Source organism: Olsenella uli (genome assembly GCF_901212675.1).
GTDB lineage: Bacteria > Actinomycetota > Coriobacteriia > Coriobacteriales > Atopobiaceae > Parolsenella > Parolsenella uli_B.
Window position 1 is genome coordinate 117,244 of sequence record NZ_CAAKOQ010000036.1, and the last position, 17,699, is coordinate 134,942.

Genomic DNA, 17,699 nt, shown 5'->3' on the forward strand with positions numbered 1-17,699 from the left:
AGGGTTAGGCCTCGACCTTGACGATGGGGGCAAAGCCCTTCATGAGCTTCTTGACCTTTCCCGTGCGGGTGAACCTCACCTCGATCATATCGCCCGAGGTAGAGAGCACCACACCCGGCCCAAAGGTCTTGTGGGAGATGTGGTCTCCCGCCTGGAAGCCCTCGGCGGCCTTCGCGGCGTCCTTGCGGATGCCGCGCTCGGGGTTGGAGCCATAGGGATCGGCCGCGTCAAGGCCGCGACGCACCCCGTGCGCACCCGAGCCAAAGGTCGACGCGGAGCCGCGCCCGCCCGAGACGCCCAGGCCCGCGCCCCGACCCGAGCCTCCCGCGGCAGAGCCGAAGGTGCGCGCGCCCGACGCGCCGACGCGCCGGGAGCCGCCGAGGGGAATCCCGGCCCCCATCGCGGGCGCGCCCTCCGGGTCCTGGTTGAAGTCGAAGTCGTCGAAGGCGCCGCGCCGGGGCTCCGCCGAGCGGTACGCGAGCCCGCCCGAGCGCTCCTGGGCGTTGCCGCCCGCCGAGCGCGTGGCCGAGCCGTAGACCGCGCCGCCGTAGACCTCGGTGCCGCTGCCGTACGTGCCCCTGCGATCGCCGCGCTTCTCCCAGCCCACGCCCGAGAAGCCCTCCGAGCCCACGCCCACAAGCTGGATGTCCTCGCTGGGAATCTCGCGCAGGAAGCGGCTGGGCGGGTTGGCCTGGGTAGCGCCGTAGGTGCGGCGCGTGGCGGCGTACGTGAGGTAGAGGCGCCGCTCGGCGCGCGTGATGGCCACGTAGGCCAGGCGGCGCTCCTCCTCCACGCCGGCTGGGTCGTCCTCGTGCCCGGCATGCGGGAAGATGCCCTCCTCCATGCCCGCCACGAACACGACGGGAAACTCCAAACCCTTGGCCGAGTGCACCGTCATCATCGTGACCGCGCTCGTGGAGCCGGCCAGCGCGTCGAGGTCGCTGCGCAGGGCCAGCCACTCCATGAAGGCCGGCAGCTTCTCCGCCGCTACTCGCACCGTGGGGTCGACCGGCTGCGCGGGAGCGGGCGCCGGCCCGTCCTCGCCCGGCGCCGCGTCGAGCGCGCCGGCCTCGCGCAGCTGCGCCAGGCTCTCGAGGGTCTCGGCCACGTCCTCGTGCGTCTCGTCGAACTCCTGGGCCACGCCCAAAAACTCGTGGATGTTCTCGACGCGCCCGTCCGCCTCGACGGTGTGCTCGGCCTCGAGCGCCTGCACGAGTCCCGTGTCGTCGACGATGGACTCCACCACGCGCGCAAGCTCGCCGCTTTTGGCGCGGGCCCGCTCGATCACGCTCGTAAACTGGCCCAGGGCATTGCGCACCTTGGCCGTGAGCAGGCCCTCCTCGGCCACGCAGGCCTGGCACGCGGCCAGAAACGGCATGCCGTGCCTGAGGGCGTAGCTCTGGATCTTGCCCACGCTCGTGGAGCCGATGCCGCGCCGAGGCGTGTTGACCACGCGCTGGGCCGAGACGTCGTCCGCCGGGTTGACCACGAGCTTGAGGTAGGCCATGACGTCGCGGATCTCGGCGCGGTCGAAGAAGCGCGTGCCGCCCACGATCTTGTACGGCACGCCCGCACGCAGGAGCATGTCCTCGAGGATGCGGCTCTGGGCGTTGGTGCGGTAGAAGAGCGCCATGTCGTCGTAGCTGATGCCCGTGCCGTGCAGCTTCTCGATCTGCGCGCCGATCCAGCGGCCCTCGTCGCGCTCGTCGGAGGCCTGGTAGGCCTGCACGAGCTCGCCGTCGCCCCGGGAGGTGTAGAGGCGCTTCGCCTTGCGGCGCGAGTTGTGCGCCACCACGGCGTTCGCGGCGTTCAGGATGTGGCCCGTGGAGCGGTAGTTCTCCTCGAGCTTGACCACCTTGGCGTCCGGGTAGTCCTTCTCGAAGTCGAGGATGTTCTGGATGTCGGCGCCGCGCCAGGAGTAGATGGACTGGTCGTCATCGCCCACGACCATGAGGTTGCGCTCGCGCGCGGCCAGCATGTTGGTGATCTCGTACTGGACGTGGTTGGTGTCCTGGTACTCGTCCACCGAGATCTGGACGAAGCGGTCCTGGTACTTTGCCAGGACGTCCGGATGCTCCTTGAGCAGCTTGTAGGCGTTGATGAGCAGGTCGTCGAAGTCCATGGCGTTGGCACGCTCGAGGCGGCGCTGCAGCTCGTGGTAGACGCGGGCGGCCGCCTGCAGGGCCGGCGTGTTGGCCATGCCCTCGAACTCGTCCGGCAGGACCAGGGCGTTCTTGGCGCTGGAAATGCGCGAGCGGATGCCGTTGAGCGGGAAGCTCTTGGGCTCGATGTCGAGGTCGGCCATGATCTGCTTGACGAGGCGCTTGGAGTCGTCGTCGTCATAGATGGTGAAGTTGTCCCTGAAGCCGAGGGCCTCGGCGTCCTCGCGCAGGATGCGCACGCACATGGCGTGGAAGGTGCAGACCCACATGCCGCGCGTGCCGCCGGGCAGGAGCGCCCCCAGGCGCTCGCGCATCTCGGCCGCGGCCTTGTTGGTGAACGTGATGGCGAGGATGCGCCAGGGACGCACGCCCTCGTCGGCGATCATGTGGGCGATACGGTACGTGAGCACGCGCGTCTTGCCCGAGCCGGCGCCGGCCAGCACGAGCAGCGGCCCGTGGGTGCACTCGGCGGCCTCGCGCTGGGCGGGGTTGAGGCCCGCGAGGTCGATGGAGTAGGCGGGCGGCTGGTAGCGCGGGCGCGGCGTCGAGACCGCGGTGGCCGGCGCGACGGCAGCAGTCGGGGACGCGGACGCACCGGGTGCCGGGGCAGCCCCCGAGCCAGACGCCGACCCCTCCCCCACCTGCGCAAAGATTGGCAGCGTGAGGTCCTGGGCGCTTCTCTTCCTAGATGTTGGCGACATGCGAGCCCTCCCGTCTCTCCCTTTGAGGGTTTCTAGTCTAAACGGCATAGCGGACAAAAACGAATCCACACGGGAGGTGTGGGCCGGGAGCCACCCCATAGCCAAGGCGGGGAGACGTCTCCACCTTCCATAGCCTGCCCCTATGCAAACCGATAGGTAGCCGGACTTATCGCCTTGTCTCGCTTCCGTGTTACAACAACCCAAGCCAGATCTGTCACGCCACCATCGAAAGGCGACCACATGAAGACCTCCGTCATCGGCTACCCCCGCATCGGCAAGCTGCGCGAGCTCAAGTTCGCCGAGGAGAAGTACTTCCGCGGCGAGCTCACCGAGCGCGAGCTCAGGGACACCGCCGAGGCCCTGCGCGTCGAGCACTGGCGCACCCAGGACGCGGCCGACATCGACCTCATCCCCTCCAACGACTTCTCCTTCTACGACACCACGCTCGACGCTGCCGAGCTGCTCAACATCGTGCCCGCCCGCTACCGCGAGCTGGGCCTCTCCCCGCTCGACACCTACTTTGCGATGGCGCGCGGCTACCAGGGTCCGGCCGGCGACGTCAAGGCGCTCGCCATGAAGAAGTGGTTCAACACCAACTACCACTACACCGTGCCCGAGATCGACGACGACACCCAGATCAAGCTCGTGGGCACCAAGCCCTTCGACGAGTACGCCGAGGCCCGCTCCTACGGCTTCGAGACCAAGTCCGTCGTGCTTGGCCCCATCACCCTGCTCAAGCTCGCGCGCTTCACCGGCACCAAGACCATCGCCGACGTCGAGGCCGACGTGGCCCAGGCCTACGCGGACATCATCGCCCATCTCGGCCATCTCGGCGCGCCCTGGGTCCAGCTCGACGAGCCCTGGCTCGTGCGCGACCTCGACGCCGACGACCTCGCCCTCGTGCGCCGCGTCTTCGAGCGCGTGCTGGCTAACACCGGCAGCGTCAAGGTGCTCGTCCAGACCTACTTCGGTGACGTCCGCGACTGCTACGACCTGCTCGCGGAGCTACCCTTCGACGCCATCGGCCTCGACTTCATCGAGGGCACCCGCACGCTCGACCTCGTGCGCACCCACGGCTTCCCGAAGGACAAGCTGCTGGTCGCGGGCCTCGTGAACGGCAAGAACATCTGGCGCAACCACTTTGGCAAGACCCTCGACGTGGTGGACGAGCTGCGCAAGACCGGCGCCGAGATGGCGCTCTCCACCAGTTGCTCGCTTCTGCACGTGCCCTACACGCTGGCCAACGAGACCAAGCTCAAGCCCGAGTACGCGGAGCACTTCGCCTTCGCGGTGGAGAAGCTCGGCGAGCTGCATGAGCTCGCGACCCTGCTCGAGGAGGACGACCCGCGCGCAAGCCAGGCCTTCGTGGCAAACGCCCAGCTCATGGGAGCCCGTCCCGACAAGGACGACGCGGCCGTCCAGGCTCGCGTGGCCGCCATCACCGACGACGAGTACACGCGCCTGCCCGCCCGCCCCGAGCGCGAGCGCATCCAGAAGGACGAGTTCAAGCTGCCGCTCTTCCCCACCACGACGATCGGCTCGTTCCCCCAGACGCGCGACGTGCGTGCCGAGCGTCGCGCCCTCAAGCGCGGCGAGGTCACCCGCGACGAGTACGAGCAGTTCATGCGCGACAAGATCGCCGCCTGCGTCAAGCTGCAGGAGCAGATCGGCCTCGACGTCCTCGTGCACGGCGAGTTCGAGCGCAACGACATGGTCGAGTACTTCGGCGAGCAGCTGAACGGGTTCCTGTTCACCGAGAAGGCCTGGGTCCAGAGCTACGGCACCCGCTGCGTCAAGCCGCCCATCGTCTGGGGCGACGTGAGCCGGCCGCACACCATGACGGTGAAGTGGTCCACCTACGCCCAGAGCCTCACCAAGAAGCCGATGAAGGGCATGCTCACCGGCCCCGTCACCATCCTCAACTGGTCGTTTCCGCGCGAGGACATCTCCCGCGAGGAGTCCACGAAGCAGATCGCCCTGGCCATCCGCGACGAGGTGCTCGACCTCGAGGCGGCCGGCATCCGCGTGATTCAGGTCGACGAGGCGGCGCTGCGCGAGAAGCTGCCGCTACGCAAGAGCGACTGGTTCAGCGAGTACCTCGACTGGGCCATCCCGGCGTTCCGCCTCGTGCACAGCGCCTGCAAGCCCACCACGCAGGTGCACACGCACATGTGCTACTCCGAGTTCACCGACATCATCAAGGCCATCGACGCCATGGACGCCGACGTCATCACCTTCGAGGCCAGCAGGAGCGACCTGCTCATCCTCGACTCGCTCGCCGAGAACCACTTCGAGACCGAGGTTGGCCCAGGCGTCTACGACATCCACTCGCCGCGCGTCCCCTCGACCGAGGAGATCGTGGACGCGCTGCACAAGATGCTCGCGAAGGTTAAGCCGGAGAAGCTGTGGGTCAACCCCGACTGCGGCCTCAAGACCCGCGGCGAGGCCGAGGTGCTGCCCTCGCTCGAGCACATGGTCGCCGCGGCCAGGCAGCTGCGTGAGGAGCACCAGGCGTAGCGGCCGCATGGCACCGCGGAAGGCACAAGGCCGCAGGTAACAGCAGGCGAAGGGCCCCGAGGCACGCGCGATGCCTCGGGGCCCTTGTCACAGACGGACGATCCTTCAGACAGGCGACTCCTCTCGAGGCGTCGGGGCGCACGGCACCAACCCGAGCAGGGCCACGCCCACCGGACCCACCAGAGCGGGACCGAAGCTGTAGAGCCCCCAAGCAATGGGCGTCGGTACGCGCGGGCGCCTTATGCGGCGGCGGGCCGGGCCTATAATCGCCAAGAACGACGACAAGGGAGTCCCATGCCGAGCAACAGCGAGCCCCATCGCGTCCTCTACTACACGCTCGACGGCAACACGCGTCGGGCCAACGAGATCCTCTCCGAGCACGGTGCGGGCGGCCGCATCCAACTCGTCGGCCTCGCACACGAGCCGTTCCGCTCGCCCACCCGCCGCGAGCTCGAGGGCTGCGAGGCCGTCATCGGCGAGTTCATGCCCGTCATTGGCGAGGCGGTCGACGCCTTCGCGGACGCTGGGGTGCGGCTCGTGGCCAGCATGTCGATCGGCCTCAACCACATGGACGTGGAGCGGCTGGCCTCGCGTGGTGTGCTGGTGAGCAACTGCCCGGGCTATTGCGCGAAGGACGTCGCCACGCACGCGATGGCGCTCATGCTCGACCTCATGCGCAAGGTCACCTTCGCGAACCGGGACGTCCTTGCCGGTGGCTGGGACCCCAAGGTGGGCTATCCGGTCCACCGCCCCGATGGCCAGACGCTGGGGCTTGTGTTCTTTGGGCGCATCGCGCGCGAGGTGGCCCCCATCGCGCGGGCGCTGGGCATGCGCGTCGTGGTGTGGGCGCCCACGAAGTCGGCCGAGGAGCTTGCGGAGGCGGGGTGCGAGAAGGCCGAGACGCTGGACGAGCTGCTTCGCCAGTCCGACGTGGCGAGCCTGCACTGCCCCCTCATCGAGGAGACGCGCGACCTCATCGGCAAGCACGAGCTCGAGGTCATGAAGCCAAGCGCCTACCTCGTGAACACGGCCCGCGGCGAATGCGTAGACGAGGCGGCCCTGCTCGTGGCGCTCGACGAGAGCGTGGCAAGCTGCGGCAGGCACGGCATCCGTGCGGCGGCGCTCGACACGCTTGCCCACGAGGCGCGGGAGCGAAACGAGCGGCTCATCCACCATCCCCGCTGCGTGGTGACGCCCCATAGCGCCTACGACTCGCTCGAGGCCGCCGACGCGTTGCGCCAGATGAGCCTCCAGGCCGTCTGCAAGCTGCTGCTTGAGGGCAGGCGCCCCACGTGGTGCGTGAGCTGAGGGTTGTCTACCCGGGGTCAGCCGTCAGCCAAGAGCCTGCTTCCTACGCAAGCCCCAGCGCCGGCCCAATGAACAGGAAGAACGCGAGCACGAGCACGCCGAGCACGATGCGGTACCAGCCAAACACCTTGAAGTCGTGACGGCGCACGAAGCCCGTGAGCCAGCGAATGGCCAGAAGCGACGTCACGAACGCAACCACCAGACCCACGATCATGATGCCCCACTCGTTGGCGCCCATCGCGGCCCCGCCCAGCAGGAACTTCACGACCTTGAGCAGGCTCGCGCCAAACATGACGGGAATCGCAAGGTAGAACGTGAACTTGGCAGCGACGGAGCGCGTGGTGCCCAGAAGCAGGCCGCCGATGATGGTCGAGCCGGAGCGGGACGTGCCGGGCACGAGGGAAAGCACCTGGAAACAGCCGATGCCAAACGCTGTCTTCCACGAGATGTCCTCGATGCGCGTGATGCGACCAAAGTCGGTGTCGTCGTCGGCCGGCTGCGCCACGGGAGCGGCGCCAGCGAAGTGGCGGCCGTGCTTGGGCGCCTGCATCTGCACCTCAAGCGCGCGCTCGGAGCGCTTGTGGGCACGCCAGTTCTCGATGATGATGAACGCGATGCCATAGACCACGAGTGCCACGGCCACCACGTAGCCGTTGTAGAAGTGCTCGTCCATGAAGTCGTTGAGCGGAAGACCGATCACGGCCGCGGGGATGCAGCCCAGGATGATCTTGCCCCAGAGCGTCCACGTGGCGCGGCGGCCCTCGGCGCCCTTGCTCGGCGAGAACGGGTTGAGGTCGTGGAAGTACAGCACCACGACGGACAGGATCGCGCCCAGCTGGATCACCACGAGGAACATGTTCCAGAACTCCTCGGACACGTTCATCTTGACGAATTCCTCGACCAGGATCATGTGACCGGTCGAGGAGATGGGCAGCCATTCGGTAATGCCCTCGACCAGGCCGAGGAACGCGGATTTGATCAGGTCCAGAATGTCCATGGAAACCCTTCGATCGCAGTTCGTGTGCGCGCCACATTATGACCCCTCGGTGCACGTCTTGGCCCGGCTTCGCACGCCCCACACATCCCGGTAATCTCGGTGTCAGCAACCGGGGGCCGACGACGGGTCGCAAAGCCCGCCACCGTCCACCGAGCCATTGAGACCTCTCGCCCCGGGCGCGCCCGAGCCGCCCCCAAGCGGGTATACGTGTGTCAGCACAGTCGGCCGGCGCACGGCCGGCCTGTATGAGAGGAGAAACCATGGCGACCCAGAACGACCTTGGCTACAAGAAGGTTTTCGTCTCCCTCGACGGCACCGAGCAGCAGGACAAGGTGCTCGAGCGCGCCATCATGGTGGCGGCCAACAACGGCGCCGAGCTCTACATCGGCCACGTCATCGACTCGACGGTGCTCGAGACCGCCGGCACCTACCCGGCAGACCTCATCCCCGGCATGGACAAGGCCTTCCGCGACTCCATCGAGCCCCTCGTCAGGAAGGCCGAGGAGAATCCTGACATTCCCAAGGTCGAGGTGCAGGTGAAGACGGGCCGCGTCCGCGAGACGCTCAAGGATGACATGCTCGACACCATCAAGCCCGACCTCGTGCTCTGCGGCGCGCGCGGCCTGTCGTCGATCAAGTACGCGCTGCTGGGGTCGATCTCGACCTTCCTGCTACGCAACACCGAGTGCGACATCCTCGTCGTGAAGTAGGTCTGCGAGCGAGCGTCCCCGCAGCGAGTTCCTGCAAGGGGATGCGAGGTTCCGGGGCCATACGAGAACAACTGGGCGGGCCGTCGGCCATTGGGCTGGCGGCCCGCCCTTCTGCATGGCGCTCGTCTCTGCTAGCTGCGCCTTCTCAGCCCCCAAACCGTCTCGTGAGGGCCCGGCGTCGGACCCCAGAGCCACGCCCGGCACAAGGATTACCACCTCTTGTAGCGGCTTCGATATCCGCGCCCCGCCTCGCACGTGTTTCCCAACAGCCTGGTAAATATATGGAGTTGCAAAAGGGCGGTTAGAATAGACAGACGTGACTACTCTGTCGAGGACAAGTCCTCGGCTGCTGGCGATGCCGCCGGCGGGTCCCGGGCCTGGTCCCGGGCGTAAGACGGGGCCGGTGCACCTGCGGTCCTTCGACAAACGACGGGAAGTGGCATGACCGATCGCAGCGGAAGAGCACACGCACGCCGCGCCATTATGGCAGGCCTGGCAGTTGCCCTGTTCTGCGCGACGACGTGGACGGCGCGCCCAGCGCGTGCGGCCACCGTTGACGAGCTTCAGGCCAAGGTTGACCAGTCGGTTCAGGCATACGACGACGCAACCGCCGAGGTCAACGACCTCCAGGCAAAGATCGAGGACTCGCAGGCCAAGATCGACGAGGTGAACGCCCAGCTTCCGCAGCAGCGCAAGCTGGCCGAGGATTCCCTGCGCTCCCTCTACAAGATGCGTCAGAGCACGCCGGGCCTCGTGAGCCTGCTGCTCTCGTCCGACAACTTCTCGGACTTCCTCACCACGTACCACTACATCGAGACGGTCCAGAACGCCCAGGTCGACGACGTCGAGAAGCTCGCCAAGATGGAGAGCGACCTCGAGAGCGCCCAGCAGACGCTCCAGGCCTCCAAGGCCGCGGCCGACCAGAAGCAGCAGGACGCCGCCGACGCCATGGCCCAGGCTCAGAGCGAGCTCGACGAGCTCAACCGCCAGATCGAGGCCCAGAAGGCCGCCGAGGCCGCTGCGGCGGCAAAGGCAGCCGAGGAGGCCGCCGCCCAGGCCGCGGCCCAGCAGCAGCAAGAGCAGGAGGCGGCCGAGCAGGCAGCCGCAAGCGCCGCGGCGCAGGCCCAAGCCCGGACTCAGGCGCAGGCCAACCAGTCCTCCTCGAGCTCGCAGCCGTCCAACCCCAGCGCCACCGACGGCTCCGAGGTCAAAGACGACGGCGAGTGGATGATCGGCAGCGCCTCCGCCTACTCGCCCGAGAGCAACACCGGCGGCAACGCCACGGCCTCCGGCGAGACCCTCACCGAGAGCTCCATGAGCGTGGCCGTGCCCGCCAGCCAGCGCTACCTGCTGGGCCGGACGGTCCAGATTCGCTGGAACGGCAAGACCGTGAACGCCAAGGTCACCGACACCGGCGGATTCGCCGCCTACGGCCGCGTGCTCGACCTCGCGCCCGGCGTCTACAAGGCCTTCGGCTTCTCCTCCGCCAACGCCTGGGGCGTCCGCGCCGTCCAGTACCGCTTCCTCTAAGAGAAGCCTCCAAGCACCAACCCATCAGGCCCCGGACTGCCCAGCAGTCCGGGGCCAGACTCTTATGGAAGAGAAGGAAGAGAAGAGAGTCCGGGCAGACAAGAAGGCGCAAGCCATGACGTGGTGGTACCCAAGGTGGGGTCCCAACACGCCTTGCTGAATGCGAGCTCTCCTGTCGCGCTCTTTGCGGCAGGAGCTGTCTGAGCAGGCAGCAAGGCGTGCGGCCGGGCCCGCGAGCGCCCCCCAACCTACGCCGTGAGGTACACCATCACGACGATCATCGCGAACCCCACGATGTCGGTGGGCGCAAACGTCGTGCCCAGCCACAGCACCGAGAACACCGTGGCCGAGATGGGCTCGCTCGTCCCCAGCATGCTCGCCCGAAGCGGTCCCAGGTCCCTCACGCCCTGCAGGTAGAGCGCAAACGCCAGGAAGGTGCCCACCACGATGATGATGGCCAGCCACGCGAGGCCCACGGCGTCAAACGACGGCACGGCCTCCCAGGGGCGGCTTGCCACAGCCAGGATGAGGCCCGATATGAGCATCGCCACGCCGTTCACCACGGGGCTCCCCCACCGCTCGAGCGCCTTGGCTGGCACGGCCGTGTAGAGCGCGTACGTGACGCCCGTGAAGATGCCCCAGGCAAGGCCCGCCGCCGGCATCGAGAGCTTCGTGGGGTCTCCGCCCGTGGCCAAAAGGAACGTGCCGCCCAGCGCCAGCACGAGGCCGGCCAGCTCACGCCTGCGGGGACGGCGCCTCGCCACCACGCACGCGTAGACCATGAGCACCACGAGGCCCAGCGCCTGCAGCACCGTTGCCGTGGCTGAGTTGGTGATGTTGATGGTGACCACGTAGCCGCAGGAGTTGGCCATCATGCAGAGCGCCGTGAGCACCATCGTGACCACGCCCGCGACGCCGCCCATCCGCGTGCGCGCAAGGTCGTGCAGGTGAACGCGCTCGCCCGGCACCGCCGCGGCATAGGCCAAGAACAGCACGGAGGCCGCGAGCTGGCGCACGCACACGAGCCAGACGGGGTCGACCGCATAGGAGTCCATGAGAAACTTTGCGCACGTGCCCGAGAAACCCCAGCACGTGCCACCAATCAGCGCGAGCGCCACGCCTCGTGTCGTCTTGCTCAACTCGTCTCCCCCGCGTGCTACAGTCTCATGTCAAAACGCACGGCGCCCGCACGCAAAGGCGCATGCCAAGACGCCGTCTCACGAAAGGTATCACCATGAGTCATGACTTTGCCACCCCAGAGCCAAACCTGGCGCCGGGAAGCGCCCACCACGGCTTCGTCGTCGAGAGCGCCGAGCCCCTGCCGGAGGTGAGCGGCTGCGCCTACGTGATGCGCCACACGGCCACGGGCGCCCGCCTCATGTGGCTTGCCTGCGCCGACGACAACAAGGCCTTCGCCATCGCCTTCAAGACGCCGCCCGCCAACGACACGGGCGTCTTCCACATCCTCGAGCACTCGGTGCTCTGCGGCTCCGACCGCTTCCCGGTCAAGGAGCCCTTCGTGCACCTGCTCAAGAGCTCGATGCAGACGTTCCTGAACGCCCTCACCTTCTCGGACAAGACCATGTACCCGGTGGCCTCCACCAACGACCGGGACCTCGAGAACCTCATGGACGTGTACCTGGACGCGGTGCTGCACCCGGCCATCTACCACCGCCCGCGCATCTTCGAGCAGGAGGGCTGGCACTACGAGCTGGGCGAGGCCAAGGGCGCGGGCGAGGGTGGGAAGGACGCCGCCGAGGCCCCGCTCACCTACAACGGCGTGGTCTACAACGAGATGAAGGGTGCCTTCTCCAACCCAGAGGAGCTCCTGCTGAACGGCATCGCGCGCTCGCTCTTCCCCAATACGCCCTACGGCTGGGTCTCGGGCGGCGACCCCGACCACATCCCCGAGCTCACCTACGAGGAGTTCCTCGACACGCACGCGCGCCACTACCAGCTCAAGAACTCCTACACCACACTCTACGGCAACCTCGACATCGAGGAGAAGCTGGCGTTTCTCGACGAGCGCTTCCTGGGCGCGGCCCAGCGCGGCGCCGGCGAGCCCAACGCGCTGCCCCTGCACGAGCCCATCTCGCCCGAGCTTCTGCAGGTGCCCATGGCCACGACGCCCGACAACGCCTGCGTGGCCGTGGCCTACGTGTTCGCCACGGCCTCGGAGCGCGAGCGCGTGCTGGCGGCCGACGTCCTCGTCGACGCCCTCGTGGGCTCCAACGAGGCGCCACTCAAGCGCATGGTGCTCGAGAGCGGCCTAGGCCGCGACGTCACCGGCTTCCTCTACGACGGCCTGCTCCAGCCGATGCTCGTCTTCGAGCTCAAGGGCGCCAAGCCGGGTGTGGCCAAAGACTTCCGCGACCTCGTGGAGGCCACGTGCTCCTCGCTCGTGACCGAGGGCCTGGGGCAGGACAACCTCGAGGCGTCGCTTGCCCAGGCCGAGTTCAACCTGCGCGAGGGCGACTGGGGCTACCCGGACGGCGTGGGCCTCGCCATCCAGGCCATGAGCGGCTGGCTCTACGACGACGGCGCGGCCACGAGCTACCTGCGCTACGAGGACGCCATGGCCCACATGCGCGCCGGGCTTGCCGACGGCTACTTCGAGCGCCTGCTCGACAGCGCGGTGTGCCGAAACGCGTACGCCTGCTGCGTGGAGGTGGTCCCCACCGAGGAGGGCGCCGGCACCGGTGCCGAGGTGGCACGCCTTGCCAAGGTGCGTGCGGGCATGGACGAGGCACGCCTCGCCGAGGTGGCCGCCGAGGCCGAGGCGCTCCACGAGGAGCAGGTGGCCCCTGACTCACCCGAGGCGCTCGCCACGCTGCCGCGCCTCTCGCTCTCAGACATCGGCGAGGGGCCGGACGAGCCCGCGACCGCGCGCGTCGAGGCGCCCGTGCCGTGCTTCCACCACGAGATCGACACGCGCCACATCGACTACGCCTACTTCTACTTTGACCTGGGGCACGTCTCCTACGAGGACCTCCCGTACGCGAGCCTGCTCGCGAGCCTGCTCGGAAAGCTCGACACGAGCGAGCGCTCGGCCTACGAGCTCGACACGCTCTCCGAGTCAAAGCTGGGCAACCTCTCGTTCTTCACCGAGGTCTACAGCGACGACGAGGACGCCCTGAGCGTCCGTCCCAAGCTCGTCGTGGGCGCGAGCGCCCTCTCGGAGAACGTGGGCTGGCTTGCGACGCTACCGCAGGAGATCTGGTCCAAGACGCTCTTCACGGACAAGAAGCGCATCCGCGACATCCTCGAGCAGCGCCGGATCAGCCTCGAGATGTCGTTCGTTGACTCGGGCCACGCCGCGGCGCTCTCACGCGTGGGCTCGTACTTCCTCGCGTCGTCCGAGGCGAGCGAGCAGCTGGGCGGCGTGGACTTCTACCGCTTCCTGCGCGGCGCGCTCGACACGTTCGACGAGAGGGCAGACGAGCTCTGCGAGCGCCTCGCCACCCTGGCACGCACGATCTTTGCCAAGGGCGCCTGCGAGGTGAGCCTCACGGGGCCCGCCGCCGACGTGAGCACGTTCTGGCAGGCCGCCGGCGACCTCTCGCTGGGCAACGCCGATGCCAACGTGGGCGACCCCACGCTTGGGCCCTGCAAGCAGCTGGCCCTTTGTGTCCCCGCGCCCTCCGTGCGCCACGAGGCCTTCGTCGTGCCCTCCAACGTGTGCTACGTGGGCGAGGGCATGGCGGGCCTGCCGCGCGGCGTGCGCATGAGCGGCGCCTGGCGCGTGGCCGCCCAGGCCCTCTCGTTCGACTACCTGTGGAACGAGGTCCGCGTGCTGGGCGGGGCCTACGGCTGCGGCTTCCGCTGCACCGCCGACTCCCAGCTGCAGTTCTACTCCTACCGAGACCCCGCGGTGGACCCCACGGTACGGCGCTTCGAGGGCGCGGCGGCGTGGCTGACGGCCTGGCAGCCCACGACTCAGGAGCTCGAGGGCTTCGTGGTGGCGAGCGTGGCGGGCATGGATGCGCCCGTGAAGCCGCGCGCGCTTGGGCGCAGGCTTGACGCCACGCGCCTCTCCGGCCGCGACGCCACCTGGCGCGGCCGTATCCGCCGGCAGATGCTCGACGTCACCCTGGACGAGCTCCACGCCCTGGCCACGCCGCTCGAGAACCTGCCCGAGGACCGCGGCGTCTGCGTCTTTGGCGGGCGCGAGCAGATTGAGGGCAGCTCGCTCGAGCTGGCCACGACGGAGCTCTTCGAGGCGGGCCAGTAGGAGGGAAGGGCGCGGACCCGGCAACTGGGCCTGCGCCGGCGCCCGGGCGGAACCCTACGGCTGGGACCGGACTCAACGGCCGGGCTCGCGCCAGCGCCCGGCTTCGGGCCCGTCCGACAATCAAGGTTCGTTCGGGTAGACGCCCTCGATTTGGGCATACTTGGGCCTGTGCGCGGGGTGCGGTCTCATCGCCGGCCCCGCGCCTCCTTATAGCGAACCAGCCCGACCCGATTGGAGCTGAAGCCCGCGTGGCTGACGACCAAAAGCTCTCGACCCGCATCGTCGACCTGTTTGGCACCGCGATCGCCGACATGGTCCCGGACAAGCCCGAGCTCGCGCGGGACCTGCTCATCCGCGCCTTCGAGGTGAAGCGCTTCCAGACGCGGCACCTGCCCGAGCGCCGACAGCTGCCAAGCGGCCGCATCGGCGCGCGCGTGGCACTCGAGGGCGTCACCGGGGCGCTCGAGCGCCCGGACGAGGCCGTGTTCACGAGCATCTTCCTGCCCACCGAGATATTCCTGGCCATGGACCTGCGCCCGCTCGTGGCCGAGGCGCTCGCCGACTTCATCACCGGCGCGCGCGCCGAGGAGGGCTTCGTGCGGGCCGCCGAGCAGCGTGGCATTCCCGAGACGTACTGCTCGTACCACAAGGTACTCCTGGGTGCGGCGGCCGCCAAGGCCCTCGTGAGGCCCCGCCTCATCGCCAACTGCTCGGTGGCCTGCGACGCCAACAACACCACCTTCAAGTGGCTCGCGGGCGAGCTCGACCGGCCGCACGTCTACGTCGACGTGCCCTACGCCTATGACGAGGACGCCTGCTCCTACGTGGCCGACCAGCTGCGCGACATGGCCAAGGCCACGCAGGAGGCCTACGGGCGCACCCTCGACGAAGCCAGGCTCTCGGAGTTCGTGGCGCGCACCCAGCGCACGCTCGATGCGATGGCGCGCGGCCTGCCACTTCGCCGCGGCCACTACCTGCACAACGACATGGGCCTCGAGATGCAGCAGGCGCTGGCGCTGCACCTCTCGCTCGGCAGCGAGGGCACGCTTCGGATGGCCGAACAACAGCTGCGCGACTTTCCCCGCGTCGAGCGCTTCGAGGGCCTTGCCATCGCCTGGATGCACTCGGCCCCCTACTTCTCGCCCTCGCTCCAGGAGATGCTCGACGCCAATCCAAACGCCCAGATCTCGGTCTCGGACATGTGCCTCAACCAGGTGAGCCTCGAGGGCTGGCGCCGCGACGGCGCGGGCAGGCTCGAGGTGGGCCCGGACGGCGGGCTCGTGCGCAACGAGGGCGCGCACGCCTGGGCGCACGGCCCCGACGAGCCCTTCGAGGCCATGGCCGAGCGCCTCATCAAGAACACCTTCAACGGGCCGGCCGAGCGGCGCGTGGCCCGCATGCGCGACATCGCCGAGGCCGTGGGCGCCGACGGCGTGGTGTGCTTCTGCCACTGGGGCTGCAAGGAGACTATGGGCGCCTCGCAACTGGCCAAGCGCGAGCTGGAGGCAGCCGGCATCCCGGTGCTCGTGCTCGACGGCGACGGCTGCCACCGGGCCAACAACGCCGAGGGCCAGGCGTCGACGCGCATGGGCGCCTTTCTCGAGATGCTGCACGCCCGCAGGGAGGAGACGGCCCGATGAGCGACACGGAGACGCATGCGCAGACACAAGCGCAGCCGCGCCCGAGCGACGCGGGTGCCACAGACGCAAGTCCCATCCAGACGGGCACCGCCCCCGAGGCCAGGCGCCAGCTCCCCACCAATGACGAGCTCACGGTGCACTACCCCTGTAAGTACGCGCCCGTGGAGCTGCTCGCCGGGTTTGGCGCGGGCTGCTGGCCCTGCACCTACGAAGCCCACTCCTTCGAGGAGGCCGACCAGCTGGCGCACCCCAACCTCTGCGGCTACGGCAAGAGCCTCCTGGCCTACGCCATGCAGCCCGACGTGCACGTCCTCGTGCTCACGAGCTGCTGCGACGTCATGCGCCGCGTCTACGACGTCCTCAGGGACGCCGGCGCTGTCGACTTCCTGTGGCTCGTCGACCTGCCCCACCTGAGGGGCCCGCGCGAGGTGGCGCGCTTCCGCGGCGAGCTGCGCCGCCTGGCCGACGCCTTTGCCGCCTGGAGCGGCCGCGCGTTCAACCTCGGCCGCGCCCTGGCGAGCTTCGTGCCGCCGGTGCCGCGCATGGACGACCGCGTGACCCTGCTGGGCGCGCACGGCCCGCTCTCGCTTGTCGACACCTGCCGAGACGAGTTGTCGCTGCCCGTGGAGAACGGCACCTGCACCGGCTGGCGCCTCGTGCAGACGCCGCCGCCCACGCTTGGCCGCGCCCCGCACGAGGGCAGCTGCCACGTCTGCCAGGACGGGTGCGAGGCAGGCATCCCGCGCGGGGACGACCTCGACCGCTTCCTCGACTGGTACGCGGGGGCGCTGCTCAACCAGATGCCCTGCATGCGCATGGTCGACTCCAAGGCGCGCGCCAAGCTCGTGGGGGCGCCCGGTCAGCACGGCGCCATCTACCACACGATGAAGTTCTGCGACTACTACGGCTTCGAGTACCTCGAGGCGGCGAAGGAGAGCAAGGTGCCCATGCTCAAGATCGAGACCGACGGGACGAGGCAAAGCGCGGGGCAGCTGCGCACCCGCCTCAAGGCCTTCGACGAGACCCTGCACGGCATGGCCGAGGCGCACGAGGTCGTCACGAGGCGGCGTGGCGCGGACGGCGGCCCCACCTACGTGCTGGGCGTGGACTCCGGCTCCACCTCCACCGACGCCGTAATCATGGACGGCAACGAGCGGATCGTGGCGAGCGTCATCGTGGCCACGGGCGCCAAGGCCTCGCGCGGCGCGCAGAACGCCATCGGCCAGGTGCTCGAGAGGGCGGGCCTCAGGGAGGGCGACCTCACGCTGCGCGTGGCCACCGGCTACGGGCGCGAGGCCATCCCCGACATGGACTCCGCCATCACCGAGATTACCTGCCACGCCCGCGGCGCACACTTCCTCGCGCCCGACGCTCGCACCGTCATCGACATAGGCGGGCAGGACTCCAAGGTCATCCACCTCGACGAGGCGGGCGGCGTGCTCAACTTCGTCATGAACGACAAGTGCGCAGCGGGCACGGGCCGCTTCCTCGAGGCCACCGCGCGCGCCATGGAGCTCTCGATGGAGGAGTTCTGCCGCGTGGGCCTGGAGTGGAAGCGCGACGTGAAGATCTCGAACATGTGCACCGTCTTCGCGGAGAGCGAGGTCGTGAGCCTCGTGGCCGACGACACGCCCATCGCCGACATCGTGCACGGGCTCGACATGAGCGTGGCGAGCAAGACGGCGGCGCTCGCCAAGCGCGTCAAGGCCGAGCCCGCCTACCTCATGACCGGCGGCGTGGCGCAGAACGTGGGCGTGGTGCGCGCGCTCGAGGCCGTGCTGGGCTCGTCCGTGGCCACCCACGAGGACTCCCAGCTCTGCGGGGCCATCGGCGCCGCCCTGCTCGGGCTCGAGTCACTCAACTAGAAATGGGTCAGTTGGGGACGTGTTCGTTCTGCACCATG

General features: G+C 68.7%; 10 protein-coding genes. 7 read left to right on the top strand and 3 right to left on the bottom strand.

The genetic code is table 11. From position 1 onward, the window contains the following. Window positions 1-4 precede the first annotated feature (4 nt). Entirely contained in the window at window positions 5-2,863 is a 2,859-nt protein-coding gene (locus EFAMC1_RS05110; RefSeq protein ID WP_154053231.1) for an ATP-dependent helicase, read from the bottom strand. A gap of 240 nt (window positions 2,864-3,103) precedes the next feature. Here EFAMC1_RS05110 and metE point away from each other — a divergent pair, with 240 nt between their 5' ends. Both metE and EFAMC1_RS05120 read left to right on the top strand, forming a co-directional pair. Continuing rightward, the gene (gene metE / locus EFAMC1_RS05115; RefSeq protein WP_154053232.1) at window positions 3,104-5,380 is read left to right on the top strand and encodes a 5-methyltetrahydropteroyltriglutamate--homocysteine S-methyltransferase; all 2,277 of its coding nucleotides are present in this window, start codon (window positions 3,104-3,106) and stop codon (window positions 5,378-5,380) included. Between the two features lie 294 nt (window positions 5,381-5,674). Then, the gene (locus EFAMC1_RS05120; RefSeq protein ID WP_154053233.1) at window positions 5,675-6,688 is read left to right on the top strand and encodes an NAD(P)-dependent oxidoreductase; all 1,014 of its coding nucleotides are present in this window, start codon (window positions 5,675-5,677) and stop codon (window positions 6,686-6,688) included. A 43-nt stretch (window positions 6,689-6,731) separates the two neighbouring features. Here EFAMC1_RS05120 and EFAMC1_RS05125 read toward each other — a convergent pair whose 3' ends face one another. After that, window positions 6,732-7,685: an undecaprenyl-diphosphate phosphatase gene (locus tag EFAMC1_RS05125; protein ID WP_154053234.1), complete on the bottom strand. Its 954-nt coding sequence runs from the start codon at window positions 7,683-7,685 to the stop codon at window positions 6,732-6,734. Window positions 7,686-7,945: 260 nt separating this feature from the next. Between EFAMC1_RS05125 and EFAMC1_RS05130 the strand changes: the two genes are divergently transcribed. After that, entirely contained in the window at window positions 7,946-8,395 is a 450-nt protein-coding gene (locus tag EFAMC1_RS05130; RefSeq protein WP_154053235.1) for a universal stress protein, read from the top strand. A gap of 483 nt (window positions 8,396-8,878) precedes the next feature. Then, window positions 8,879-9,925, top strand: a complete 1,047-nt coding sequence (locus tag EFAMC1_RS05135; RefSeq protein WP_154053236.1) for a coiled-coil domain-containing protein — start codon at window positions 8,879-8,881, stop codon at window positions 9,923-9,925. Window positions 9,926-10,173: 248 nt separating this feature from the next. Here EFAMC1_RS05135 and EFAMC1_RS05140 read toward each other — a convergent pair whose 3' ends face one another. After that, window positions 10,174-11,064, bottom strand: a complete 891-nt coding sequence (locus tag EFAMC1_RS05140; protein WP_154053237.1) for a DMT family transporter — start codon at window positions 11,062-11,064, stop codon at window positions 10,174-10,176. Between the two features lie 95 nt (window positions 11,065-11,159). Between EFAMC1_RS05140 and EFAMC1_RS05145 the strand changes: the two genes are divergently transcribed. The 3 genes from EFAMC1_RS05145 (at window position 11,160) to EFAMC1_RS05155 (ending at window position 17,661) form a co-directional block, all read left to right on the top strand. Next, window positions 11,160-14,156 (top strand): insulinase family protein, encoded by a 2,997-nt coding sequence (locus EFAMC1_RS05145; RefSeq protein ID WP_154053238.1) that lies wholly within the window; start codon window positions 11,160-11,162, stop codon window positions 14,154-14,156. A gap of 248 nt (window positions 14,157-14,404) precedes the next feature. Then, entirely contained in the window at window positions 14,405-15,796 is a 1,392-nt protein-coding gene (locus EFAMC1_RS05150; RefSeq protein ID WP_154053239.1) for a 2-hydroxyacyl-CoA dehydratase subunit D, read from the top strand. Beyond that, a complete protein-coding gene (locus EFAMC1_RS05155) occupies window positions 15,793-17,661 on the top strand; it encodes an acyl-CoA dehydratase activase (protein ID WP_154053240.1) in 1,869 nt (622 codons plus the stop codon). Before EFAMC1_RS05150 ends, EFAMC1_RS05155 begins: the two co-directional genes overlap by 4 nt. Window positions 17,662-17,699: the final 38 nt, after the last annotated feature.